Source organism: Streptococcus mitis (genome assembly GCF_946190155.1).
In the GTDB taxonomy this organism is placed as follows: Bacteria; Bacillota; Bacilli; order Lactobacillales; family Streptococcaceae; genus Streptococcus; species Streptococcus mitis_CL.
The window spans coordinates 184,198-208,851 of record NZ_CAMHZL010000003.1; the positions used below are offsets into that span (position 1 = coordinate 184,198).

Consider the following 24,654-nt stretch of genomic DNA (forward strand, 5'->3'; position numbering starts at 1 on the left):
AAGAGCCATCAAAGGCTCTTTTTCTATTTCTTAATACCAGCCGTTGTTAAGCCAGAAGTTTTTAGCGGCTGACCATGAACCGTAACGTCCTGCAACGTAAGCATCGGCTACACGTTCTTGGTTAGCAGCTGAGTAGTCACCGTTCAAGTATGAATCTGTCAATTGGTAGCGTCCGATGTATTGGCCGTTTGTAGCTGTATAGCTACCACCTGATTCTTTTTGAGCGATCCATTCTTTAGCTTCTGCTTCAGATCCACTTACAGTTGCAACTGGTGCTGAAGTTTCTGCTACAGCAACAGTTTCTTCTGCTACAGGAGCGCTTGCAGCTGGTGCTGCTTCTTCTACTACTTCTGTAGTTTCTGCTGCTGGAGCTGAAACAGTTTCATCTTGAGCAGCTGGTGCTGCATAAGTAGTTGGCGCTGGTGTTGCAACTGGTGCTACAGGACCATCGATAACCAACTCTTGGCCAACATAAATCAAATGAATGTTGTCGATGTGGTTGTTTTCTGCCAATTTCTCAACAGTTGTGTTGTGAGTTTCAGCGATTTCTGAAAGTGTATCACCTTCTTTAACAGTGTAAGTTGATGATTCTTGAGCAGATACAAATGATGGAGCAAATACTGTAAACAAGGCAGCTACTCCTGCAAGAGTTGTTTTAATCTTTTTAGTTGTTGATTTCATATTTGAAAATTCTCCTTCTTTCTATAGTTCTATCATACCCTTTAAATATTACCGTTTCTTGACACTTTTATGTAGAAATATTACAAAATTATTTTTTATTTCTCTAAATAAGCCATTTTTTGTTACAAAAGATGCTTTTTTATGCTATTTGTAGTGTAAAAAGGTTTTCATCCACAATTAAAGCCAAGACCTTCATTCTTTGATATAATAGAGATAAGAATTTTTATAAGGGGAAACTGATGAAATCACTTCGTTTTCAATCTGTCTTTGATATCATCGGACCAGTTATGATTGGCCCATCTAGTAGCCATACAGCTGGTGCTGTTCGTATTGGGAAGATTGTCTCTTCCATTTTTGATGATACTCCGACAGAAGTCGAATTCCAACTATTTAACTCATTTGCCAAAACCTATCGTGGTCACGGAACAGACCTAGCCCTTGTTGCAGGTATTTTGGGCATGGATACAGATGATCCTGAAATCCCAAACAGCCTGGAAATTGCCCACAAGCGTGGCATCAAGATTGTCTGGACCATTCAGAAAGACAGTAATGCTCCGCACCCTAATACCACTAAAATTACCGTTAAAAATGCCCACAAGACCATCAGTGTGACTGGTATTTCTATCGGTGGAGGGAATATTCAGGTAACCGAACTCAATGGCTTTGCCGTCTCTCTCAATATGAATACACCGACTATCATCATTGTTCATCAAGATATTCCAGGTATGATTGCCCTCGTAACAGAGGCACTTTCCCGCTATGATATCAATATCGCCCAGATGAATGTTACTCGTGAAAAAGCTGGTGAAAAAGCCATTATGATTATCGAAGTCGATAGTCGCAACTGTGATGATGCCATCGAAGAAATTCGAAAAATCCCTCATCTCCACAATGTCAATTTCTTTAAATAGGAGGAAGCATGTTTTATTCTATCAAAGAATTGGTCGAGCAAGCAGATCTGGACTTTCAAGGAAATGTCGCAGAACTCATGATTACAACAGAGTTTGAATTGACCGGTCGCGAACGTGAAGAAGTCTTCCTTCTCATGGAACGCAATCTGGAAGTCATGAAAGCCTCTGTCCAACTTGGCCTCAATGAAAATAAATCTCGTAGTGGCCTGACAGGTGGAGATGCTGCCAAATTGGATCACTACATTAAAAACGGAAAAACTCTGTCAGATTACACGATTCTCTCTGCTGCCCGAAATGCCATTGCAGTCAATGAGCACAATGCTAAAATGGGCTTGGTCTGCGCTACTCCAACCGCTGGAAGTGCTGGCTGTCTCCCTTCTGTTCTCACTGCTGCTATTGAAAAATTAAACCTCAGCCACGATCAACAGCTAGATTTCCTCTTTGCTGCAGGTGCCTTTGGACTAGTCATCGCAAACAATGCCTCTATCTCAGGTGCTGAGGGTGGCTGTCAGGCCGAGGTTGGTTCGGCCTCTGCTATGAGTGCTGCCGCCTTGACTCTAGCTGCTGGTGGGACACCTTATCAGGCCAGTCAGGCCATTGCCTTTGTCATTAAAAATATGCTAGGCCTCATCTGTGACCCTGTTGCTGGCTTGGTCGAAGTTCCCTGTGTTAAACGTAATGCCATGGGAGCTAGCTTTGCCTTCATCGCAGCAGATATGGCCCTGGCAGGTATCGAATCTAAAATCCCTGTGGATGAGGTTATCGATGCCATGTACCAAGTGGGAGCAAGCATGCCAACTGCCTTTCGTGAAACAGCTGAAGGTGGACTCGCTGCCACCCCTACTGGTCGTCGCCTCCAAAAAGAAATTTTCGGAGAATAAGCTTATCAAATAGGAGAAACCATGACCTCTATCACAGCGATTTTTTTCGATCTGGATGGAACCCTCGTTGACAGTTCTATCGGGATTCACAATGCCTTTACCCATACCTTTAAGGAGCTGGGGGTGCCTAACCCTGATGCCAAAACTATTCGTGGTTTTATGGGACCGCCTCTTGAAAGTAGTTTTGCGACCTGCCTGCCCAAAGAACAAATTTCTGAGGCTGTGCAGATATACCGTTCCTACTATAAGGAAAAAGGCATCTATGAAGCTCAACTCTTTCCTCAGATTGTAGACTTGCTTGAGGAGTTAACGAGCAATTACCCTCTTTATATCACCACTACAAAGAATACACCTACCGCCCAAGATATGACAAAAAACTTGGGAATCCATCATTTCTTTGATGGCATTTATGGTTCCAGCCCTGAAGCACCTCATAAGGCAGATGTCATTCGCCAAGCCTTGCAGACACATCAACTAGCACCGGAACAAGCCATCATCATCGGAGATACCAAGTTTGATATGCTTGGAGCTCAAGAAACAGGCATTCAGAAATTAGCCGTCACTTGGGGATTTGGAGAGCAAGCAGATCTACTAAACTATCAGCCTGATTATATCGCTCACAAACCCATAGAAGTTTTGGAGTATTTTCAATAATATAAACTGGGCGACAACCCCATTTCAGAAGAAAATGGAGCAAGTCTCTACATAACAAAACGCATATTACCAAGGTTCTTCAGACCTGATAATATGCGTTTTTCTTTTTTATTCAACGTGGGTTGTTTGATTGGCAAAGGCGATAATAGCTTGCTTCAACTCATCTCCACTAAGAGTGCGGAACTCTTCAATCTTTTGATCGATGGCTTCTAGAGGCATGACATTAACCTTACCAACGAAAATCTTATCCATAACCTGGTTATCAACCAGTTCGGTTGATACCAAGAGTTCTTCGTAAAGTTTTTCGCCTGGGCGGATTCCAACTTCAACAATTGGAATTTCGCTTTCGGTGTGTCCACTTAGAAGGACCATTTTCTTGGCCAAGTCATAAATCTTGACTGGTTTGCCCATATCAAGGATAAAGACTTCCCCATCCTTGGCATAAGCACCAGCATGGATAACCAGACGGCTAGCTTCTGGAATAGTCATAAAGTAACGGGTCATGCGGAAATCTGTCACCGTTACAGGACCACCTTCAGCAATCTGACGTTCAAAGACTGGAATCACACTACCACGGCTACCAAGAACATTTCCAAAACGAACTGCACAGTAGGTCGATTGGCTACGTTGGTTAAAGCCAGTGACAATCAACTCCGCCACGCGCTTGGTTGCTCCCATAACATTTGGTGGATTAACCGCCTTATCTGTCGAAATCATAACCATCTTAGGTACTTTAGCTTCATCAACAGCCTTAGCAACATTGTAAGTTCCACGAATATTGTTTTTGAAGGCTTCTTTTGGATTGCGCTCCATCATAGGAACGTGCTTGTGAGCTGCCGCATGATAAACAATAGCTGGCTTGTACTTTTCAAAGACTTGCAAGAGACGATCATAGTCTTGAATATCTGCGATAACTGGTACATAATCAATCCCTTGGAACTTGCGAATCAATTCATGATAAACAAGGTAGATTGAGTTTTCCCCATGACCGAGCAAAACAATGCGTTCAGGATTGAAACGGCTAACTTGTCGACAGATTTCAGAACCGATTGAGCCACCAGCACCTGTAACCAAGATTGTCTTACCTGTCAGTTCTGCGCCCAGACGCGATTCATCAAGACGAATTTCCTGACGGCCCAAAAGGTCTGTGATATCAATCTTCTGGAATCCTCCACCTGCTTGGTGAAGTCCTTGAACAACCGTTTCAACTTTAGGCATCTTGTAACATTTGACACCCAGTTTATTACACATCTGCAAGATACGCTCATATTCTGACGGGTCAAGTGACGGAATCGCAACGATAACACGCTCAATTTGATGGCGTTTGGCTAATTCAGGCAGATTATCATATGAACCCAAAACAGGGATTCCACCAAGTTTTTGACCCTTTTTCTTCGCATCCTTATCCAAAATACCGACAAGTTCTAATTCACTAGTTGGATGTTGATAACTATCCATAAAGAGAGCTCCACCATCACCAGCACCAATCAAGAAGGTCCGACGGTGTTCTCCATCACCACTTCCCTTTTTGCGTTTGGAGTAGATTAACTGCCAAGTAATCCGTGGCAATAAAATCAAGAAAGTACTCAACAAGATAAAGAGGAAGATAAAACGGATAGAGAAGAGGGGCAAGAAGGCATAGCAGATACTATATGACAGGATACTGCTCGCAGTCACACCAAAAAAGATTTTCATGAAATCCGTAATCTTGCTGTAACGACTAATACTAGCGTTCAACCCCCAAAATGCAATCATCAATTGATAAAACAAGAAGGCCAAACTCGTATAGATAATGTAGTCAACAGGCGCTGGATTAATCAATCCGTAGAATAAGATATAAGATACAATGATGGAAACCACCATACTCAAAATATCAAATATTCCCCAGAAAACCTGTTTTTGTTGTTTATTTAAAATTTCCACCAGATCAATCACATAATCTGTGAGTTTTTTATTCATAGAAATTTACTCCTCCTTAAAAGAGTTTTACTATATTGTTATTGTAGCACATTTTAATTTATTTGGCTTATTTTTCCAAATAAATTACTGTTCCCTTGTACTCTTTCTTCCATTTAAATCCTCTAATCAAACCTACAATCGTTCCAAGGCCATAAGCACAGTGAATGGAAAATAAAAGAAAGGGCATCACAATTAGAAATCCATTTTTATGTTTTAATAAAGTCAGCAAAGTGAGTAATGACAAAAGTAGAAAATAGGCACCTAATTGTAAAGTTATGAATACGAATGTGATCGGTAACAATGCTAGACTAAACACAAGACTCAAAACAAATAAACAAGGAACATAGTGAAATAATGATAAACACTTAGGCTGAACATGACTTGTCAAGCCAATCCACAAACCATTTGAATACTTTTGATGCAGCATTTTCTTGAATGTTGGTCGAATATACTGATAAGATAGAATACTTGGGCTATAGCGGATTTTATAACCATGTTCTCGAATTCTATAATGAATATCATTATCTTCAGTTCGGCCAAGTTGCTCATTTACTAAACCAACCTTCTGGAAAACCTCTCGTTTATACATCCCATGAAAAATAGAAGAAACATATCTATCCTCGGAACTCTTTCGATAATTGGCAATGCTACTGCCAAACATATTTTCCTCAACAAGATGCAAGGTCTCTGCCCATTTTCCCTTTCCTTCAACAATCGTCGGTCTAGGTCCCCCACAGACTGATTCACCTTGTTGAATAACAGCCACATTATTCATTACAAAACTTTCAGTAACTTTTGAATGGGCATCAATTTTTAAAATAAGGTCTCCTACAGAATGTTTAACGCCCAAGTTAAAACCACTAGCTTGATTTTTCTTAGGATTGTTATACAATCTAATTGAGTTAAACTCTGTATCTTCTTTTATAAATTCCTGAATGATAGCTGTGGTCCCATCCGTGGACATAGCATTTATAAATAGAATTTCAATATTTTCTTTAGGATAGCTTTGATTTTTTAAGTCTTCAATTAGACCAGGCAAATATTTTTCTTCATTGTATGCACTGATTACAATGGATACGAGAAGACTTTCAACATTTTGAGTCACTACTACTCTCCTGAATTTTTCCTTCCACTATTTTATCATAATTTTCAAGACTTTCCCATTTTTATCTTGAAAGCCCAAAACCTTACTTGACATTATAGGGAAAAAGCCTTAAAATAAGCTGTTATTAAAATCAGCTAGAAGAGGTATTTTATGAAAAAGCAGTCACTCTTTTTTGTTCCAGGTATTATCCTGATTGGTGTTTCCTTGCGGACTCCTTTTACTGTTTTACCCATTATATTGGGAGATATTTCGCAAGGGCTGGGAGTAGAAGTTAGTTCGCTTGGTGTCTTGACCAGCCTTCCCCTCCTCATGTTTACTCTCTTCTCGCTCTTTTCTACCCGATTGGCTCAGAAAATTGGCTTGGAGCATCTCTTCACCTATAGCCTCTTCTTCTTGACCATTGGATCACTTATTCGACTAATCAATCTACCCCTGCTCTATCTAGGAACCTTGATGGTTGGGGCAAGTATCGCAGTCATCAATGTTCTGCTTCCTAGTCTCATCCAAGCCAATCAACCAAAGAAGATTGGTTTTCTGACCACCTTATATGTAACCTCTATGGGGATTGCGACGGCTCTGGCCTCCTATCTGGCTGTGCCTATTACACAAGCCAGTTCTTGGAAAGGACTTATCATCCTCCTCACCCTGCTCTGTCTAGCAACTTTTTTAGTATGGCTCCCAAATCACCGCTACAATCACAAACTGGCTCCGCAAACCAAACAAAAAAGCAAAGCAAAGGTCATGCGTAATAAACAGGTCTGGGCAGTTATTGTCTTTGCAGGTTTTCAATCCTTGCTCTTTTACACAGCTATGACCTGGCTACCTACCATGGCCATCCATGCAGGCCTATCCAGTCACGAAGCTGGCTTGCTGACTTCTATCTTCTCTCTGATTAGCATTCCTTTTTCAATGACCATCCCAAGCCTGACAACCAGCTTGTCTACTCGCAACCGTCAGCTCATGCTCACTCTGGTTTCACTAGCTGGTGTGTTCGGCATTTCCATGCTCTTTTTCCCAGTCGGTAATTTCTTTTACTGGCTTGCCATCCATCTCCTCATCGGAACCGCAACCAGCGCCCTCTTCCCTTATCTCATGGTCAACTTTTCACTCAAGACAAGCGCCCCTGAAAAGACAGCCCAATTGTCCGGCCTATCTCAAACAGGAGGCTATATCCTGGCAGCCTTTGGGCCAACCCTCTTTGGTTACAGTTTTGACCTTTTCCACTCTTGGGTGCCAGCTGTTGCTGCCCTCTTACTCGTCGATCTCCTGATGACTGCGGCCCTCTTTACAGTGGACAGAGCTGATAAAATCCTCTAAACTTCTAGTTTTCCTAGAAGTTTTTTTATATATAAAAATTTTACACATATTTCTTGACAGGGCTTTCTTTTAGATGTACAATGTATGTATAGAAAAATTATATATAAAAATCTTACACATTAGAAAAGGAGGTTCCCCATGTACTTTCCAACATCCTCTGCCTTGATTGAATTTCTCATCTTGGCCGTACTGGAGCAGGATGATTCTTATGGTTATGAGATTAGCCAAACCATTAAGCTCATCGCTAATATCAAAGAATCTACACTCTATCCTATCCTAAAAAAATTGGAAGGCAATAGCTTTCTGACAACCTATTCTAGAGAGTTCCAAGGTCGCATGCGCAAATACTACTCCTTGACAAATGGTGGTATAGAACAGCTCGTGACCCTAAAAGATGAATGGGCACTCTATACAGACACCATCAATGGCATCATAGAAGGGAGTATCCGCCATGACAAGAACTGAATACCTGACTCAGCTAGAAGTCTATCTCAAGAAACTACCTGAAGCTGACCGCATCGAAGCCATGGACTATTTCAGAGAACTCTTTGACGATGCTGGAGTCGAAGGAGAAGAAGAACTCATCGCTAGCTTGGGAACTCCTAAGGAAGCAGCTCACGAAGTCCTCTCCAATCTTCTCGATAAAAAAATCAATGAGGCACCCGCTCAAAAGAATAACCGACAAATTTTGCATATCGCCTTGTTAGCTCTCCTTGCGGCACCCATCGGTATTCCTCTGGGAATCGCCATCCTCGTGTCCCTGTTCGCAATCCTTGTGGCAGCCTTGACTGTCATTCTAGCTTTCTTTGCGGTTTCCATACTTGGTATCATCGGTGGATTCCTATTTTTAGTTGAAAGTTTCACTGTCTTAGCCCAAGCTAAATCAGCCTTTATCTTGATTTTTGGTGCTGGTTTACTGGCTATCGGTGCTTCTTCACTAGTCTTACTAGGTATTTCCTATGTAGCTCGCTTCTTCGGTCTACTCATTGTTCGCCTGGTGCAATTTGTTCTCAAAAAAGGAAAGAGAGGTGACCAGCATGCGTAAGTTTACAAAAGGATTTCTCATTTTTGGTGTGGTGACTACCATTATCGGCTTTATCCTACTCTTTATAGGTATTCAATCTGACGGGATTAAGAGCCTACTTGCCATGTCCAAGGAGCCGGTCTATGATAGTCGGATGGAAGAGCTAACCTATGGCAAGGAAGTCGAAAACCTAGATATTACGCTCCACCAACACGCGCTCACCATCACCGACTCTTTGGATGATCAAATCCATATTTCTTATCATCCATCTATTTCTGCTAACCAAGATCTTGTCACAAATCAAAACGACAAAACTCTAAGCCTCATTGATAAGAAACTGTCTGAAACTCCATTTCTCTCTTCTGGAATTGGCGGGATTCTCCATATCGCAAGTAGCTACTCTAGTCGTTTTAATGAAGTTATTCTCCAAGTTCCAAAGGGAAGAAGTCTAAAAGGGATCAACATCTCAGCAAATCGCGGTCAAACCAGTATCACTAATGCTAGTCTTGAAAATGCGACCATCAATACCAATAATAGCTATCTCCTCCGAATTGAAGGAAGTCGTATCAAAAACAGTAAACTCACAACACCAAATATTATCAATATCTTTGATACAGACCTTACAGATAGTCAGCTAGAGTCAACAGAACATCACTTCCACGCTGAAAATATCCAAGTTCACGGCAAGGTGGAATTAACTTCTAAAGACCATCTCTCAATCACTCTGACGCAAAAAGAAAGCCAACGAATTAATTGGGACATCTCAAGTAACTATGGTTCTATCTTACAAGCTACAAGAGAAAAACCTGGATCAAAATACACAGAATTAAGTAACCCTTACAAAACTGAAAAAGCTGGTGTCAAGGATCAACTCATTGCTAGAGCTGATAATGATATCATTCTAGTATCCACACCAATCAGACGTTGACAAAAGCGCTTACATCTGCTACTATGGAAGCATATTTATCTAACTAAAAAGGAGGTTCTACAATGAAACAAGAATGGTTTGAAAGTAATGATTTTGTAAAAACAACAAGCAAGAACAAACCTGAAGAGCAAGCTCAAGAGGTTGCAGATAAGGCTGAAGAAACGATAGCCGATCTCGATACACCAATTGAAAAAAATACTCAAGTAGAGGAGGAAGTCTCTCAAGCTAAAGTCGAACTTGAAAGCCAGCAAGAAGAGAAAATTGAAACGCCTGAAAACGATGAAGCGAGAACAGAAATAGAAGAAAAGAAAGCATTAGATTCTACTGAGGAAGAGCAAGACCTTTCTAAAGCAACAGAAAAAGTCACTATAGCTGAAGAGAGTCAAGAAGCACTTCCTCAGCAAAAACCAACCACGAAAGAGCCCCTTCTTATCAATCAATCCTTAGAAAGTCCCTATATCCCCGACCAAGCTCCAAAATCTACGGATAGATGGAAAGAGCAAGCGCTTGATTTTTGGTCTTGGCTAGTGGAGGCTCTCAAATCTCCTACAAGCAAGCTTGAAACAAGTAGCACACACAGTTACACAGCCTTTCTCTTGCTCATTCTGTTTTCTGCGTCTTCCTTTTTCTTTAGTATCTACCACATCAAACAAGCCTACTATGGACATATAGCAACTATGCATAATCACTTCCCTGAACAATTTGCTTCATTGAATCTCTTTTCGATTATCTCTATCCTAGTAGCAACAACACTCTTCTTCTTTTCATTCCTCTTGGGTAGTTTCGTCGTGAGACGATTTATCTATCAAGAAAAGGACTGGACGCTAGAAAAGGTTCTCCAACAATATAGTCAACTCTTGGCAATTCCAATCTTCCTCACTGCTATTGCTAGTTTCTTTGCCTTCTTTGATAGCCTACGATTTACAGCTCTCCTGTGTGTGATTAGCATTGGAATCATTCTGCTTGCCAGTCTCCATATCATTACAAGACCAAGTCAATCAAGTGAAACCGACTCCTTCTATCAATTATTCTTGTCTGTCCTTGTGAACGGAGTGATTATCCTCCTCTTCTTTGTAGCTGAAGTGGCACTGATTGGAGATTATCTTCGTATCTTAGCCTTTCTTTAAACTTTAATCCTGTCTTTCATGGCAGGATTTTTTCTATGTCAAAAAAGCAAGTCACTTGACCTGCTTTACTTTTCTTGTGCTAATACTTTAAAATCTTTGTCTAAGATGGGTTGCACTTCTAATTGATTGGCGTCTAGTTGGTGGTAAGATGCTGATGGTAGTGACTCTAGGAATTTTGCATAGTTCAAGCGGGCAGTGGCTTCATAGTCTTCTGGTTTAGAGCCATCTCCTGTGATTTGAACAAAGTCAATTTCCCACTGGACTTCCTTATCCACCAATTGCTCAATATAGGCTGCAGGTACAAATGGTTCTCTCGGAAAAACGGTCTTGACCCCTTGAGCCAGATGGTAAACACCGTGCACTTGGCCTTCTCCATCCTGATAGAAGGAAACTTTTGCAAAGTAGGCATCTGTCTCTTGAACCGCACGCACACGCGCTTCAAACTGTGCCAAGCCATCTTCTTCTAAAAAGCTTTTCAAGTCCTCATGACTAAAGAAAACAGGATTAAAAATTCCTTGGCAAATCGTAAAACGGGCTGCAGTGTCTGTCAGATGGGCTTGAATACTTGCTTGGAAATAAGCTTCAAAATCAAAACCATCTAGTCCTTCAATCTCAGTTCCTGTATAAGCAAGCAGAGCATCTAAAAATGCTTTGATAATCTGCCAGTCTGTCTTCGTGAGTAGGTCAGGAAGATCGACACGGTAAGCCTTTTGACCATCAGCATAACTGACCTTAAAGAGGAATTGTGATTGCCCCACTATCGCACACTCGATATACTCGAGACGATTAAGAGGCTGACGGAGATAGACAGCATCATAGCTATGTGACTCCAAACCATCTACCAAGGCCAAGACGGACTTGGCAGTCAAAATTTCCTGTTCTCCTAAAATGCTCTGTTTATTTGGAATAAAAAATGTTTTCGTCATAACTGGACTCCTTTGAAATCGTTTACATATAGTATACCCTATTTTCCTGAAAGATACAGAAACAAACTTTAGATTTTTTAGTAAAAAGCATAGAAAAACAGCCCCTAAGGACTGTTTAATCTTATACAGTAGCTGCTTGATCCAAGCTTTCACCGATAGCGGCTAGGCGCTCGACAACTTCAGCTTGTGTCAATTCATTTTCTGAAACATAGCGGTTACGTGGGTGAACACGGCACTCGTGTGAGCATCCACGAAGGTACTTGTCTTCATTTTCTTCTGATGTCAAGATACGACGGTTACAGAATGGATTTCCACAGTTGACATAACGTTCACATGGTGTTCCATCAAACCAGTCTTTCCCTACGATAGTTGGGTTGACATGATTAACATCTACGGCAATACGCTCGTCAAAGACGTACATTTTCCCATCCCAAAGCTCACCTTGGACTTCTGGGTCTTTACCGTAGGTTGCGATTCCTCCGTGCAATTGGCCGACATCTTTGTAGCCTTCACGGACCATCCAGCCTGAGAATTTCTCACAGCGAACTCCACCTGTACAGTAAACCACGACGCGCTTATCCATGAATTTTTCTTTGTTATCACGAACCCACTGTGGCAACTCACGGAAGTTGCGGATATCTGGACGGATAGCCCCACGGAAATGTCCTAGATCGTACTCGTAATCGTTACGAGTGTCAAGGACAACTGTATCTTCGTCAAGAAGAGCTTCTTTGAACTCTTTTGGAGACAGGTAAGCACCTGTTGTTTCAAGTGGGTTGATGTCATTGTCAAAGTCGTTGTCTTCCAAACCAAGGTGGACAATTTCTTTCTTGTAGCGAACAAACATCTTCTTGAAGGCTTGTTCACTTTCTTCGTCAATCTTGAACCAGAGGTCTTCCATGCCTGGGAGGCTGTGAACGTAGTCCATGTATTTTTGAGTTGTTTCGTAGTCACCTGAAACTGTTCCGTTAATTCCTTCGTCAGCGACTAGGATACGACCTTTAAGGCCGATTGATTTACAGAAAGCCAAATGGTCTGCAGCAAATTGCTCTGCATTTTCAATTGGAGTATAAAGGTAGTAAAGTAAGACACGAATATCTTTTGCCATAAGATTTGTTCTCTTTTCTATTCTTAAATTTTCAGAATTTTTCATCTATCTATACTAGTATACCTGCTTAAGAAAACGAATGCAATTTATTTGACTGGAAATTTTTAGAAAGCGACCTGTCCCTACACTTCATCAGTAGCCATAGCAAATAGCAGATAATTCTCTCAATTTTTTGATCTCCTCAGCTTGACTTTCTGACAAAATCAGCTTATTGTCAATTAACATACGTGAGATGTCAACATTCATTTGACTCAATATAAATGGGGTAGAGGTCCCATCGTCCTCTAATCGTCTTTTATAACTCACTAACTGATTTTTCAAAGGAGCAAGTTGAGGCGTATTGTTTATACCTTCCAGTAGGTTATCTATGATAGTCATGGCTTCACAACGCCTTTCACTGCCTCCAGCAAACCATTTTAATGTTGTCATTCTCATTTTCCTCCTGAAACTCACTTATAAATTTGATAAACTATCATTCCTAACTCTCGCGCCAGTATTTACCCAAACACCCTCTGTAAAAAAGTCAGCAAAAATGGTAGGGTCGCTACAATATTATTAATCACATGCACCGCATAGGAAGGATAAATGCTCTTGGTATAGCGGGTCAAACTAGCAAAGATGATGCCAGATGTTGCAAAGACGAAGATATCTAACAAACTAGGCAGGCTTGAAAAATGAGGAAGAGCAAATAAAATTGACGGAAGAAGCAAATCAAGGCCAAATCTCGAATGCTTAAAAAAGGCGTGTTGCATTAATCCTCTATAGATTAGCTCTTCCATAAGTGGAGTCAGAAAGAACAAAGTTATATAGATACCTAGCTCAGCAAAGTTGGTCCCACTATAACCGATCAATACAGCCCAACCTTCAGCAGTTGACTGAACATATTTAGCTGTCTGAACGTTAAAAGAGATCTGGAGCACTACCACTAATACTGTCAAAATCGAATACCAAAGCCATTTTTTTCTCGGAATGCGAAAAAGATAGCCGTGCCCTGTCTTAAACAGAATCCAAATCATGACTCCACTAAATAGCAAACTCAATAGATTTTGAATCCAGAAAAAATTTCCTATCTGAGAAGAAAATTGCCAATAATTTTGAACAATAAGCGTCAGCTGAGAAAGACCAAATACGAAAAATAAGTAAGAGAAAACTGCACTTATTTTGAATAGAAGTTGATACTTCTTCATATGAACTCTCCTTTGTAAACTCGATACATCTCTAATATAAGCTATATTTTCCTAAATCCTTACTCCAAATCCTAAATGGTACTTGAGATTTCCTAAATGGTTGAAATAAGGGAAATAAGGAACATGAATATCCATGTCTTTATTTCAAAAAATCACTGCCTCCCCCAGACCAACCTGAGGAAAACAGTGATTCAGTTTTTAGGAGTTAGGAATGAATACACGAAATCAATTGATCTTATGATTTTTTGTTTTTCAAGAATTCATCGTATTGTTTTTGCATTTCGTTCAATACTTTATCGTAAGCACCTTCAGATTTCAATTTTTCCATCAATTCTGGAATAGCTTTATCTGGATCTACAGTACCAGTGTTGATAGCTGTATCGAATTGTTGCATTGTGTTAGAGATAGCTGAGATTTCAGATTTCACATTGTCAGTGTTAAAGATGAATCCAAGCGCTGGAGATTCTTTAGCTTCTGCCAATTGTTTCTTAGAATCTTCGATTTGTTGGTCTGTAACGTTTTCGTTGATGTAAAGGATCCAGTTGTTACCTGTGTTCCATCCACCCATGTGAGTGTTTCCTTTGTAGCCATCAAGGACTTTAACACGGTTTTCTTTACCTGGAAGTTTTTCCCAGTTCTTGCCTTCTGGACCGTATACAAGACCATTCAAGAGTTCTGGGTTAGTGTTCAAGAGGTTCAACACTTCCATTGATTTTTCTTTGTTCTTAGAGTTGTTTGAGATAACAAAGTTAGCAACTTGTGTTGTTTGGTTTTTCTTGATGAAGTTAGTGATTGGTTTGATTTGGATATCTTTGTTAGCAACACGTGAAAGCAAGCTGTTACCGTAGTCAGCTGGTCCTACTGTTTCTTCACGAACGAACCAAGTATCTTGTTGAAGGTCAAATGAAGTATCGCTTGTTGCTACGTCTTTTGGAATGTATCCAGCTTCATAGAATTTGTGAAGAGTCTTCAAGTGTTCTTTAAAGCGAGGCACTTCGTAACGGTTTACAATCTTAGTAGTGTCCCCTTCAAGGTCGATAACGAATGGAAGTCCATTTGGAACTGGGTAGTCAAAGTTATCGGATGGGATGAAGTTCTTAGTAACCGCAAATGGCACTACATCTGGAGCTTTTTCTTTGATTTGTTTCAAGACTGGTTCAAGTGTTTCATATGAGTTTACACCTGAAATGTCGATACCGTATTTAGCAAGAAGAGTTCCGTTGAAGGCGAAGTTTTGAGATGACGCAACGTTGGCTGCAACTGGAACAGCGTAAATTTTACCGTTTACAGTATTACCCTTGATGTAAGCTGGGTCAAGTGCTTTGTAAAGGTCTTTACCTTCTTTTTTGTACAATTCTGTCAAGTCAGCATAAGCACCTTTTTGTGCATTTACAACGTAGTTATCTGCAAAGGCGATATCATAGTTTTCACCAGATGATGTGATAACTGACATTTTCTTGCCGTAGTCACCCCATCCAAGATATTGGATATCCAATTTGGCACCAACTTTTTCTCCGATGATTTTGTTAGCATTTTCTAGCAATTCATCCAAGTTATCTGGTTTGTCACCGATTTGGTACATTTTGATAACAGTCTTATCACCTGAAGCTGAGTCAGCAGCTTTCTTGTTACCTGAAAGGTTTCCACAAGCAGCGAGACCAGCAGCCAAAGCGACTACGCTAGCAGATGCAAAAGCATATTTTTTCCAGTTTTTCATGACAAAAACTCCTTTTTTTATTTTTAAACTTATAAACAATATAATGATTTTAACTTCACGCAAGGGAAGTTGGAAAATGAGAAATGTTTTTTCTCGACAAGCACTATTCTTTCACACCACCGATAGTCAAACCTTTTACAAAGTAGCGTTGGAAGAATGGATACAAAATCGCGATTGGAAGGGTTGCGACCACAACCATGGCCATACGACCTGTTTCTTTTGGTAGAGCAACTCCCAGTTGACCAGATAGACCGACTGCTTTTGCAATGTAGTCCATATTTTGTTGGATTTGCATGAGCAAATATTGCAATGGATACAAGTTGTCACTCTTGATGTAAAGAAGGGCGTTGAACCAGTCATTCCAGAAACCAAGAGCTGTCAAGAGCGTGATGGTTGCGATACCTGGTAGTGACAATGGCAAACAAATTTGGAAGAAAATCCGGGCCTCACTAGCACCATCGATACGAGCGGATTCTAGAATAGCTTCTGGAATGGTCTTCTTGAAGAAGGAACGCATCAAGATGATGTTAAATGGTGAGAGAAGCATTGGAACAATCAAGGCCCAAACTGTATCACCAAGTTGAAGTAAACGAGTTACCACGATATAGCCTGGTACCAAACCAGCGTTGAACAACATACTAAGAAGGGCAAAGATCGTAAAGAATCTGCGATACTTAAAGGTTGTCCGTGAAATGGCGTAGGCATAAGTTGTTGTGATAAAGACATTTGTCAATGTCCCAACTACGGTTACAAAGACTGAGATGAAGAGGGCTTGGAGGATTTTATCCTTAAACTGTGCCAAAAATTCAAAACCGTCTAATCCAAATTGGGATGGGAAGAAGCTATATCCATTTTGGAGAATACTCTTTTCATCTGTCACTGAAATAACAATAACGAATACGAAGGGTAGGATACAAGAGAGGGCAATCAAACCAGAAATAGTACTAAAGAAGATATCTGCTTTCTTACTGAAGGAGTGAATGCCGACATTATCAATTTTTTCTTTTTTAATTTTCTTTTCTGCCATATTCTCCTCCTTTCTAGAACAAGGCTGAGTCTGGATCAACTCGTCTTGCAAGTAAGTTTGATAGGACAACCAGAATCAAGCCGACTACTGATTGATAGAGACCTGCCGCTGAAGCCATCCCGATATCCGCTGTCTGAGTCAAACCATTATAAACATATACGTCCAAGACGTTGGTTACGTTATAAAGCTGACCAGCATTGTGGGGGATTTGGTAGAAGAGACCAAAGTCTGCACGGAAGATGTTTCCGACTGCAAGAATGGTCAATACGGTTACCAATGGTGTCAACTGCGGAATGGTTACATTGCGAATTCGTTGCCATTTGCTGGCCCCGTCCACGGTTGCTGCTTCGTAGTAGGTTGGATCAATTCCCATGATTGTCGCATAGTACATGACACTGCTATATCCAAAGCCTTTCCAAATACCAAGGAAAAGTAGGAGATAAGGCCAAATACCCAAGTCAGCGTAGAAATTGATTTCCTTCATCCCAATAGATTCTAGGAAATGGTTGAACACACCTTTATCAATGTTTAGGAAAGCATCTGTAAAGAAACTGATAATAACCCAAGACAAGAAGTAAGGGAACAACATGGAAGTTTGGAAGATCTTAACCATTCTCTTAGAACGGAGTTCACTTAAGATGATAGCAATCCCTACTGATACAATCAAACCGATAAAGATAAAGCCTAGATTGTAGAGGACAGTATTTCGAGTGATGATAAAGGCGTCTTTTGAACTAAACAAGAATCTGAAATTATCGAGTCCGACCCATTTACTATTCACGATACTATCTATAAATCCATTACTGGTCATGTGGTAGTCTTTAAAGGCAACCACGTTCCCAAATACTGGAATGTAGAAGAATAGAATCAACCAGAGTGCCCCTGGCAAAACCATCAAGAGAAAGATCCAATTGTCTCTCAAGGTTTTTGAAAACTTATTCATAATTTCCTCCCCTTTTTATTTTGATATCCATCTAAAAATTCCTTTTTAGACTTTTGATAACGATTACATTATTAGTATACTCCTATTTGAAGGTTAGGTTAAACTACTAATTATAGAAAAAACTCCACAAATTATTTTATGTGGAGTACTTTTTTAAGAAAGGGATGTTTCACGAGAAACACTCTGCTCAAGGCAAGGTGTTCTTGTTTTTAGGTTGTATAAATGGTTGAAGCTGTCGCAATGGTATGCCACTGGTTGGCTGTTGTGGCTGCGAAGTCCTTGTCTGCGTAGAAGTCTGTAAATGGTAAGATTTCCACTTCTAACTCATCGATGCGGTCAATCTGACCAACTAGATAAGCCTCGATGCGGCTTTCTGCTCGCTTGATGCGTTGCAAGAGTCCGCCCATACGGATATCAACTGTGTCCAAGCCAAAGACCTTGTTTTCTTTCAGCCATTGGTTGCTAAAGAGAGCATGGAAGTCTTCAATTTGGCTTCTGAGTTCTGGTAATTCTTGTCTGGCGATTTCTTGCAGGCTTTCTTTATCACCTTCTTGGTAAGCCTGACGAATGCGCCGTCCCACATCGACTTTGCTACTTAAAATCTGATTCAACTGGGCCTGAGTTTCAAAGAGGTAGGCATAGTTGCCAGCTTTTTCTTTAATGTTAGCAAGCGTCTCAGCAGCCTGAGCGAAGTGCGGTTTGTCCTGTTCAGGTGTCATGTGTCGATCAAGGATCGGACAGAGAATATCCTGATAAAAGACATAGCGGTTAGGATTGATCCCGCTGAGATTACCCGGTAGGTCTGGCAAGAGATTAGCTAGGTCAATCTGCATAAAGTCCTCAACCGATAGACCAGTATTGGTTTTGAAGTGTGCAGACAAACGGTCTAGGTCATTGCGGTAGCTTAGCTCTGCCCAGATTTGTAAGCTTGGTAGGATAGAAAACTGAGCTGTCTCGCCACCATTGTCTCCCCAACCCGTCACAATGACTTCTCTTATATCATTGGCACGACAGGCTTTATTGGCTTCAAGAGCGATGAGACGGCTGAAATGGTTATTGGGTGTGAAACCAATCCACTTCCAAGCACCACCTGCAAAGGCAAGGTCATGGCTAATCTTGTGATGGTTGCGGAAATTGCGGTTGTATTTTTCCTCGCTGTCCTGATAATAGTCCCAGTAAACCAAGGTCACACGGTCTTTGAGACTGTCCAGGTAGACACGAGTTTCTTCTGGAATTTCCACATCGCGGTCGTACTGGCCATCTGCTGACATAAGTTTAAAGAACATATCGCTCCACATCTGGCAGTGGAAACCATATTTGTCAGCAATATCTAGCACGCGCTCCAAGTGTTGGCACATGAGGAGACTACGATCCACAACACCGTTCAGAATCAAGTAGCGTCCCAAACCAACCAAGTGGGCTTCGTCCATCCCAATATTGACCTTGCGAGTCTTCAGTTTAGATAGGGTAGCAAACATGCCACCAATCAGGTCATAAACCTTTTCTTCGCCGATAAGGAGGATATCCTCCACATCACGGAGCTCCTGAACTTCTTTGACACCCCATTTAACGAAGGCAGACAAGTGGGCCAAGGTCTGAATACAAGGAACAAAAGTCATGTCAAACTGCTGGGCATAGGTTTCGATTTCCTGCAATTCCTCAGCTGAGTAGGCTCCACGGAAATAGCCAAAGTAAGGCTGCCCTTCAATCTGGTAGGTATCTTCCATGTAGAGCTCAAAGATTGAGTAGCCCATGAGAGCCAAGACCTCAATCATCTGCTTGGCAGAAGCCACATTCAGCACCGCATTTCGAGAACAGTCTGCCATATAAGCCAAATCTTCATAAGCCGCCTGCTCCTCAATCTCTATTTTGTCACCTTCTGCTAGAACTGTTACCAACAAGGACAAGGCACGATAAAGTTGGTGGGGTTTGCGGTAAGTTAGTTGATAGTGGCCACCCTCACCCTTGATAGAGATAGAGGCTTGGTCAGACTGAGCGACAGCTACTTCGACATCTGGTAGAGAAATGTGACCTTTTAAAACCTCAATAGCTTGCGTTTGTTTGGAACTAAGTCCTGTAAATCTTACCATTGATTTTCCTCCTGTAGCCAGTTGACAAGGGCACCGTAGAGATTAGCATCTGCGTGATAGGTGCAGGCTTGTATGGCAGGTGCGACCGTGTATTCTTCGTAGATCTCGACAAAGTTATCAACAGCCTTCTTGACACCTTGAATAAAATCTGGATTTTGACTGATAGAGCCTCCCAGGCTAATGACATCTGGATCAATCAGATACTGAATATTGAGCAAGCCTTGCGCCAGATTACGGTTCATGCGCTCAATGGCTTCTTGGCAAAGAACATTTCCTGCTTCGGCCTCTTGGTAAATCTTGCGGCCGTCCCAGTCAGTTTGACCAGATTTTTCAATCACGTATCGCACCATATTTCCAGTTGACGCTAATTGCGACCAGTTGTTGAGCTTTTCAGCAGGGGCAAGGGTGGTCATGTAGCCAAATTCTCCACCCAGGCCGTGGCGACCTCGATGAAGTCTACCATTGATAATCATGGCTCCGCCAATCCCTGTCCCAATCACGACACAGGCTGCATTTTCAAGTTCTGGCTGGGCCAGTAATTCACTGAGTCCAACGCAGTTGGCATCATTTTCCAGATGGACAGGAATCTGATAAGAGCTAAGCGCTTCATACCAAGAAAATCCGTGAATGTAGGGCACGGCACTGAAGCCATCAATCACACCTGTCTCTTGATTGACCGCACCTGGAACGCTCATAGCAATCCCGCTATAATCCTGCTCTGACAAGCGTTGATCTAGCCACGCTAGTAAATCCTCCAAGTTTTCTGGTGTTGGAATGCTTGTCTTATCTAGTATTTTCCCATCAGGAGTCAGACTGGCAAACTTAATTCCAGTCCCTCCGATATCAATCGTTGCAATGGTCATTATTTTTACCATAAAAAGGGGCGAATCAGTAGTTAGTTCTTACCTTTTCGCCCCTCCTTTCTTTTTATGTTTACTTTTTGAAATTAAATTTCTTCTTTTTTGATGAATTCTGTACGAATCTCTTGTGGTGAAATGAGGCCTCTATGAACTGGGTATGGTCGTTCAAGTAGGTCAAGGAAGAGATGTTGACTTTCCGGTACACGTACATTTTCACTACACATATTGTAGTAACGAAGGACATAACCTTCTTCATTTTCAGCCACCTTAAAGGCTGTTGGACAGATTTGAGGTATGCTGAGAACAGAATGGCTCAAGAGGCTACCAGTCGCAGCCACGCTTCCTTCTTGTTTAGCAAGCTGAAGGCTAGTAAATGGTGTCTGCAAGGCTTTAGCACGACGATAGGCTGAGAAGCGTTCCTGGGCTTGGTGGCATTCGAGAGCATACTCGACTTCAAACTCACGCAAGCATTGTGCTTCTGGTGTTGGGAAGTAACCCCAGTCACCTAGCTCACCTGATGCACGCAAAATAGTCACTGCAATGGTGTCGTCTCCAAGGATTTCGTATTCATTCAATCCCTTGTTAGATACAGTCACACCTTTTTCATCATCATACAGACTGACAAAGGCTTGTTGGTGTTGAGGATTTTCAGGATTTTCCCATGAAGCTGCTGGTTTGTTTGGTCGTGTCACCACCTCATAAATGCTTTCAGAATCATTGTTTGGACGCGTGTTATGAGTCTTGACCAAGAGACGGATACGGTGGTCTTTGGCAGTGTTAGTAAAGCGAGTTTTAAAGCGAATTTGTGGATTATCAACGAAGATAGTCATCTCAGTTTCAAGAAGAAGGCTTGTCAATTCTTCTGAACGTCCAGCTTCACGCTTCATAAACTCGATGATGCCTTTTTGCTCTTCTTCTAGCTTTTCATCTGCACTGACAGGCACGGTCAATTCATGTTTGAGCAAAATCTTAGCGTAACGAGCTGTGTTTTCCAAGACCTCATAGCCCTTAAGCTCTGCATAGATTGGCTCTGTTCCTTTTGGTTGGAAATAGATATACTCATTTCCGATGTCCCCACGGTCCTCAAAACGGATAAAGTCTTCGTAAGCTTCGTGAGTTGTCTTGTCATAGACTGTGATATTGTCATCCACACTCACCGTTACAAATGGCGTATCGACCACCCCGTTTTGGTAAATACCATCACGGTGTTCTTGCTCTCCTTCCAGCAATTGGAAGGTTGTCCAAGAAAGTGGCGCTAGGTGAACAGGAATAGTCACGCGCACTTGACGAGCGATACGAGCTTGGCGGAACTTGTCTTTTGGTAAATCATACTCAAAATTAGCTCCAAGATCTTCGATTTTAGCCTCTACAGGACGACCATCCAAGTCCTCTACACGGTAGCTTGGCAAGGTAAGAGCAGCCATCTTCTTGTAGCCTTCTGTTGGGTGCAATTCCTTGAAATCACAAGTCGCCACATCAATCACTGTGCTGACAGTATCGACCTTATCATGCAAGCCTGTGTTAATGACAGTAAAGAGATAGTCACTTTGAGCTTTAGCTGTAGCTATTTTGCCCTTCCACTCGTTAAGAAGATTGCTCTTCACAAAGTTTCCGACTTGGTTGACCTTGGCAAAACGAGTTTCCATCTCACGGTGAACTTCGTCCACGCTACAGCCACAGATGCTATCATGTGGCGCATTTTGTAAAAGTGTTTTCCAAGCATAGGTCAACTGGTCCTTGTGGTTATGACCCTCAGTGATAATAGTCAAGGGTTCTACAACTTGCTCTAGGAGGTTGCTATTTTCTTGGAAGGCTTGTTTGAGATAAATACGAGATGAAGAAGTGTTAGCAAGTGTGTACCAGCCGTCTGTTTCCTGACTGGTTAACTCGCCTGTAACCGTTGACAATTGCTCTGGTAGGGCACTTTCCACGGCTTGAACATATTCATCAAAAGAACTATGCACAAAGGTTACATCTGGGAAGAGTTCATTTGCCACACGAATGGCTTCGCTCAGATTTTTCTGGACAGGCTGGTGGTCACAACCGTTCATCATCAACCATTGGTTGGTAGAAGCATAGTCACGCACGTCTGCCAGTTTTTGTTTCCAGAAGGTCAAGGCCTCGTCTTTATCCACTGGAATTTCATTCCCATTACTATACCAGTTGGCAAAGAGGATACCGAGAACACGACTACCATCCGCACCCTGCCAGTACATTTCTGAAAACTGGGAAGTAAACTGCTCATCTTCGAGAACTTGGTTGTCAAATCCAATCGGTTTCACACCACGACCAAAGGCTGCCACGTGAATGCCTGATTTTTGAAGGATTTGAGGAGCTTGCCCCATATTTCCAAAGGTATCTGGGAAGTAACCAACCTGAGTTGATTTGCCCCATTTTGCAGCCTCCTGCTGACCGATAAGAGTATTACGGACATTGGCTTCACTTGAAATCAAGTAGTCATCTTGCAAGATGTAAAAAGGACCAATTTTAAGTTTGCCTTGGTCGATGTATCGTTGGACTTTGTCGCGATTTTCAGGGCGAATCTCCAAGTAGTCATCAAGGACAATGGTTTGACCATCCAAGTGGAAGCTCTTGAACTCAGGGTCATTTTCAAAGAGATCAAAGAGATTGTCAAACAATTCCACCAACTGCATACGGTGGCTTTCAAAAGGCAAGTACCACTCACGATCCCAGTGACTATGTGAGATAATATGTACAACAACATTTTCCATGAAGTAAAACCTCATTCTAAATTTAAATTTTTATTGTTAACGTTTTAAATGTAAAATTGTGATTCTGACAAGAATCAGTTGAGCTAAATCGTGTTCCTTAACGGATGTCCAAGTAATCCAAGACCAATTCACAGAACATCATATTAGCCCAAGAGAACCATTCACGAGAGTAGAGAGTTGGGTCGTCCACGTGGAAGCTTTCATGCATGACACCTGTCCCCCCATCACAAGCAACCAGCTGATCCAGCAAGAATTTTTTCTCTGCTTTATCTGTCGTTGTCAATCCTTGGATAGACAGAGCAATCGGCCAGATATAGCGATAGAAGGTGTGAGAACTTCCTAGACCGCTAGCGTATTCTCCTTGGTAAAAGTATGGATTTTCAGGGCTCAGAATGGTACGACGAGTTGCTTGATAGACTTCGTTGTCAATATCGCAGTAGCCCAGATAAGGTGCAGCCAACAAACTTGGTACGTTTGGATCATCCATGATGCTGGCATTTCCTAGACCATCCACTTCAAAGGCATAAATCTTTTCGCCCTTGCTGTTGCTTGTGTAGGCGTAGTTTTCAATTCCTTCTTGGATTTCAGCACAAAGACGCTTGGCATCAACAATAACACTCTCGCTATCAGCCAGGTCTAATGCTGCAAAGATTTCTTGCACATAACCCAAGACTACTACGGCAAACATATTTGACGGAATCAAGTAGCTATACTGGCAGCAGTCATCACTCGGACGAAAAGCTGACCAAGTCATACCTGTCACTGCAAAATCAGGTCCAAAGCCATCATTTACCAAGGTATCTTCCTTGCGGTCCGTATCTCGGACAAAACGATAAGGAGAGTTCTTGTGGTCTTGTTCCACCGTCCAAAGATGGAGAATTTCCTTAGTCGCTGCGACAAAAGTCTCATCAAACTGACTAGTTTCGCCAGTCTCTTTCCAGAGGAGATAAGCCAACTGCAAAGGATAGCAAAGCGAGTCCACCTCATACTTGCGTTCCCAAATCCAGCCATTAAGGTCTGTGTGGTCGGTCTCGTGGTGCCCCTTCCAGTTTTCCTCAATGTTAAAGGAATTGGCATAGGGATCCTTGAGTACCAAGGTCATCTGACGTTTGACCAAACCTGAGATGGTCTGACGCAAGAGGGCATCCCTTTTAGCCACATGCAGGTAAGGTCTGAGTTGGGCTGTCGAATCCCGAAGCCACATAGCAGGAATATCCCCAGTCAAGACAAAAGTTGAACCGTCTTCGAGAATTTCAACCGTATTGTCCAAAGTGTCAGTGTAGCAACGCTCAAAGACATCCACCCACTCTGGATAGTCCTTAGCCCGCTCTGCCACTTCATCTAGCCATTCTCTAACAATTTCTTTCGAATAAATCATCGTGCAGTGTCCTCTTTCAAACAAGTTTCATTTTCAGTATATAGCTTTTGAGACAGAAAATACATACACAAATGATAGTCATTTTTCTACAAAATAGTT

At 41.7% G+C, this 24,654-nt stretch carries 22 protein-coding genes; 8 read left to right on the forward strand and 14 right to left on the reverse strand.

The annotated features are described in order from the left end of the window. Window positions 1–30: 30 nt before the first annotated feature. Window positions 31–681 (reverse strand): aggregation-promoting factor, encoded by a 651-nt coding sequence (apf, locus tag N8O80_RS04075; protein ID WP_125458045.1) that lies wholly within the window; start codon window positions 679–681, stop codon window positions 31–33. Window positions 682–920: 239 nt separating this feature from the next. On the opposite strand from apf, the gene sdaAB reads away from it, so the two are divergent. The 3 genes from sdaAB to N8O80_RS04090 are packed head-to-tail and all read left to right on the forward strand — an operon-like array spanning window position 921 to window position 3,127. Continuing rightward, complete coding sequence (gene sdaAB, locus N8O80_RS04080; RefSeq protein ID WP_049487361.1) at window positions 921–1,592, forward strand: L-serine ammonia-lyase, iron-sulfur-dependent subunit beta; 672 nt, start codon at window positions 921–923, stop codon at window positions 1,590–1,592. 8 nt (window positions 1,593–1,600) lie between these two features. Beyond that, window positions 1,601–2,473 (forward strand): L-serine ammonia-lyase, iron-sulfur-dependent, subunit alpha, encoded by an 873-nt coding sequence (gene sdaAA, locus N8O80_RS04085; RefSeq protein WP_120770804.1) that lies wholly within the window; start codon window positions 1,601–1,603, stop codon window positions 2,471–2,473. 21 nt (window positions 2,474–2,494) lie between these two features. Next, window positions 2,495–3,127 carry an HAD family hydrolase gene (locus tag N8O80_RS04090; protein WP_120770803.1) on the forward strand — a complete coding sequence of 211 codons (633 nt, stop codon included), beginning with the start codon at window positions 2,495–2,497 and terminating at the stop codon, window positions 3,125–3,127. Window positions 3,128–3,235: 108 nt separating this feature from the next. Here the strand turns inward: N8O80_RS04090 and N8O80_RS04095 are convergent, their stop codons facing one another. Together N8O80_RS04095 and N8O80_RS04100 are read right to left on the reverse strand one after the other, a co-directional pair. Beyond that, a complete protein-coding gene (locus tag N8O80_RS04095) occupies window positions 3,236–5,086 on the reverse strand; it encodes a polysaccharide biosynthesis protein (RefSeq protein WP_120770802.1) in 1,851 nt (616 codons plus the stop codon). Window positions 5,087–5,153: 67 nt separating this feature from the next. Then, window positions 5,154–6,191 carry a glycosyltransferase family 2 protein gene (locus N8O80_RS04100; RefSeq protein WP_407829557.1) on the reverse strand — a complete coding sequence of 346 codons (1,038 nt, stop codon included), beginning with the start codon at window positions 6,189–6,191 and terminating at the stop codon, window positions 5,154–5,156. Between the two features lie 150 nt (window positions 6,192–6,341). On the opposite strand from N8O80_RS04100, the gene N8O80_RS04105 reads away from it, so the two are divergent. The 5 genes from N8O80_RS04105 (at window position 6,342) to N8O80_RS04125 (ending at window position 10,587) form a co-directional block, all read left to right on the forward strand. Beyond that, complete coding sequence (locus N8O80_RS04105) at window positions 6,342–7,508, forward strand: CynX/NimT family MFS transporter (RefSeq protein WP_120770801.1); 1,167 nt, start codon at window positions 6,342–6,344, stop codon at window positions 7,506–7,508. A gap of 138 nt (window positions 7,509–7,646) precedes the next feature. Next, window positions 7,647–7,973, forward strand: coding sequence for a PadR family transcriptional regulator (locus N8O80_RS04110; RefSeq protein ID WP_000273858.1), 327 nt, complete (start codon window positions 7,647–7,649; stop codon window positions 7,971–7,973). Further along, window positions 7,960–8,553 carry a DUF1700 domain-containing protein gene (locus N8O80_RS04115; protein ID WP_120770800.1) on the forward strand — a complete coding sequence of 198 codons (594 nt, stop codon included), beginning with the start codon at window positions 7,960–7,962 and terminating at the stop codon, window positions 8,551–8,553. Before N8O80_RS04110 ends, N8O80_RS04115 begins: the two co-directional genes overlap by 14 nt. Beyond that, entirely contained in the window at window positions 8,546–9,460 is a 915-nt protein-coding gene (locus N8O80_RS04120) for a DUF4097 family beta strand repeat-containing protein (protein WP_120770799.1), read from the forward strand. The genes N8O80_RS04115 and N8O80_RS04120 overlap by 8 nt, the downstream gene beginning before the upstream one ends. A gap of 62 nt (window positions 9,461–9,522) precedes the next feature. After that, the gene (locus N8O80_RS04125) at window positions 9,523–10,587 is read left to right on the forward strand and encodes a DUF6574 domain-containing protein (RefSeq protein ID WP_120770798.1); all 1,065 of its coding nucleotides are present in this window, start codon (window positions 9,523–9,525) and stop codon (window positions 10,585–10,587) included. A 65-nt stretch (window positions 10,588–10,652) separates the two neighbouring features. On the opposite strand, the gene N8O80_RS04130 is transcribed toward N8O80_RS04125, so the two are convergent. From N8O80_RS04130 to N8O80_RS04180, 11 genes are all read right to left on the reverse strand, one after another. Beyond that, entirely contained in the window at window positions 10,653–11,513 is an 861-nt protein-coding gene (locus N8O80_RS04130) for a DUF4299 family protein (RefSeq protein WP_120770797.1), read from the reverse strand. Window positions 11,514–11,634: 121 nt separating this feature from the next. Then, window positions 11,635–12,621 (reverse strand): oxygen-dependent tRNA uridine(34) hydroxylase TrhO, encoded by a 987-nt coding sequence (trhO, locus tag N8O80_RS04135; protein ID WP_001030024.1) that lies wholly within the window; start codon window positions 12,619–12,621, stop codon window positions 11,635–11,637. Window positions 12,622–12,753: 132 nt separating this feature from the next. Continuing rightward, a complete protein-coding gene (locus N8O80_RS04140; RefSeq protein ID WP_261026984.1) occupies window positions 12,754–13,050 on the reverse strand; it encodes a bacteriocin immunity protein in 297 nt (98 codons plus the stop codon). A gap of 68 nt (window positions 13,051–13,118) precedes the next feature. Continuing rightward, window positions 13,119–13,808 carry a CPBP family intramembrane glutamic endopeptidase gene (locus N8O80_RS04145; protein ID WP_261026985.1) on the reverse strand — a complete coding sequence of 230 codons (690 nt, stop codon included), beginning with the start codon at window positions 13,806–13,808 and terminating at the stop codon, window positions 13,119–13,121. A gap of 235 nt (window positions 13,809–14,043) precedes the next feature. Continuing rightward, on the reverse strand, window positions 14,044–15,525 hold the full coding sequence (locus N8O80_RS04150) for an ABC transporter substrate-binding protein (protein ID WP_004263115.1): 1,482 nt from the start codon (window positions 15,523–15,525) through the stop codon (window positions 14,044–14,046). Between the two features lie 103 nt (window positions 15,526–15,628). Beyond that, window positions 15,629–16,552: a carbohydrate ABC transporter permease gene (locus N8O80_RS04155; protein WP_000818352.1), complete on the reverse strand. Its 924-nt coding sequence runs from the start codon at window positions 16,550–16,552 to the stop codon at window positions 15,629–15,631. Window positions 16,553–16,565: 13 nt separating this feature from the next. Beyond that, window positions 16,566–17,495 carry an ABC transporter permease gene (locus N8O80_RS04160; protein WP_261026987.1) on the reverse strand — a complete coding sequence of 310 codons (930 nt, stop codon included), beginning with the start codon at window positions 17,493–17,495 and terminating at the stop codon, window positions 16,566–16,568. Window positions 17,496–17,704: 209 nt separating this feature from the next. Next, on the reverse strand, window positions 17,705–19,585 hold the full coding sequence (locus tag N8O80_RS04165; RefSeq protein ID WP_261026988.1) for a beta-N-acetylhexosaminidase: 1,881 nt from the start codon (window positions 19,583–19,585) through the stop codon (window positions 17,705–17,707). Continuing rightward, window positions 19,579–20,448, reverse strand: coding sequence for an ROK family protein (locus tag N8O80_RS04170; protein ID WP_261026989.1), 870 nt, complete (start codon window positions 20,446–20,448; stop codon window positions 19,579–19,581). The genes N8O80_RS04165 and N8O80_RS04170 overlap by 7 nt, the downstream gene beginning before the upstream one ends. A gap of 83 nt (window positions 20,449–20,531) precedes the next feature. Further along, entirely contained in the window at window positions 20,532–23,177 is a 2,646-nt protein-coding gene (locus N8O80_RS04175) for an alpha-mannosidase (protein ID WP_261026990.1), read from the reverse strand. Between the two features lie 97 nt (window positions 23,178–23,274). Beyond that, on the reverse strand, window positions 23,275–24,555 hold the full coding sequence (locus tag N8O80_RS04180; protein WP_261026991.1) for a glycoside hydrolase family 125 protein: 1,281 nt from the start codon (window positions 24,553–24,555) through the stop codon (window positions 23,275–23,277). Window positions 24,556–24,654 lie beyond the last annotated feature (99 nt).

What these genes read in the sequence shown, in the direction of transcription:
- apf (WP_125458045.1), bottom strand. Translation starts at nt 681, where the DNA reads ATGAAATCAACAACTAAAAAGATTAAAACAACTCTTGCAGGAGTAGCT.
- sdaAB (WP_049487361.1), top strand. Translation starts at nt 921, where the DNA reads ATGAAATCACTTCGTTTTCAATCTGTCTTTGATATCATCGGACCAGTT.
- sdaAA (WP_120770804.1), top strand. Translation starts at nt 1,601, where the DNA reads ATGTTTTATTCTATCAAAGAATTGGTCGAGCAAGCAGATCTGGACTTT.
- N8O80_RS04090 (WP_120770803.1), top strand. Translation starts at nt 2,495, where the DNA reads ATGACCTCTATCACAGCGATTTTTTTCGATCTGGATGGAACCCTCGTT.
- N8O80_RS04095 (WP_120770802.1), bottom strand. Translation starts at nt 5,086, where the DNA reads ATGAATAAAAAACTCACAGATTATGTGATTGATCTGGTGGAAATTTTA.
- N8O80_RS04105 (WP_120770801.1), top strand. Translation starts at nt 6,342, where the DNA reads ATGAAAAAGCAGTCACTCTTTTTTGTTCCAGGTATTATCCTGATTGGT.
- N8O80_RS04110 (WP_000273858.1), top strand. Translation starts at nt 7,647, where the DNA reads ATGTACTTTCCAACATCCTCTGCCTTGATTGAATTTCTCATCTTGGCC.
- N8O80_RS04115 (WP_120770800.1), top strand. Translation starts at nt 7,960, where the DNA reads ATGACAAGAACTGAATACCTGACTCAGCTAGAAGTCTATCTCAAGAAA.
- N8O80_RS04120 (WP_120770799.1), top strand. Translation starts at nt 8,546, where the DNA reads ATGCGTAAGTTTACAAAAGGATTTCTCATTTTTGGTGTGGTGACTACC.
- N8O80_RS04125 (WP_120770798.1), top strand. Translation starts at nt 9,523, where the DNA reads ATGAAACAAGAATGGTTTGAAAGTAATGATTTTGTAAAAACAACAAGC.
- N8O80_RS04130 (WP_120770797.1), bottom strand. Translation starts at nt 11,513, where the DNA reads ATGACGAAAACATTTTTTATTCCAAATAAACAGAGCATTTTAGGAGAA.
- trhO (WP_001030024.1), bottom strand. Translation starts at nt 12,621, where the DNA reads ATGGCAAAAGATATTCGTGTCTTACTTTACTACCTTTATACTCCAATT.
- N8O80_RS04140 (WP_261026984.1), bottom strand. Translation starts at nt 13,050, where the DNA reads ATGACAACATTAAAATGGTTTGCTGGAGGCAGTGAAAGGCGTTGTGAA.
- N8O80_RS04145 (WP_261026985.1), bottom strand. Translation starts at nt 13,808, where the DNA reads ATGAAGAAGTATCAACTTCTATTCAAAATAAGTGCAGTTTTCTCTTAC.
- N8O80_RS04150 (WP_004263115.1), bottom strand. Translation starts at nt 15,525, where the DNA reads ATGAAAAACTGGAAAAAATATGCTTTTGCATCTGCTAGCGTAGTCGCT.
- N8O80_RS04155 (WP_000818352.1), bottom strand. Translation starts at nt 16,552, where the DNA reads ATGGCAGAAAAGAAAATTAAAAAAGAAAAAATTGATAATGTCGGCATT.
- N8O80_RS04160 (WP_261026987.1), bottom strand. Translation starts at nt 17,495, where the DNA reads ATGAATAAGTTTTCAAAAACCTTGAGAGACAATTGGATCTTTCTCTTG.
- N8O80_RS04165 (WP_261026988.1), bottom strand. Translation starts at nt 19,585, where the DNA reads ATGGTAAGATTTACAGGACTTAGTTCCAAACAAACGCAAGCTATTGAG.
- N8O80_RS04170 (WP_261026989.1), bottom strand. Translation starts at nt 20,448, where the DNA reads ATGACCATTGCAACGATTGATATCGGAGGGACTGGAATTAAGTTTGCC.
- N8O80_RS04175 (WP_261026990.1), bottom strand. Translation starts at nt 23,177, where the DNA reads ATGGAAAATGTTGTTGTACATATTATCTCACATAGTCACTGGGATCGT.
- N8O80_RS04180 (WP_261026991.1), bottom strand. Translation starts at nt 24,555, where the DNA reads ATGATTTATTCGAAAGAAATTGTTAGAGAATGGCTAGATGAAGTGGCA.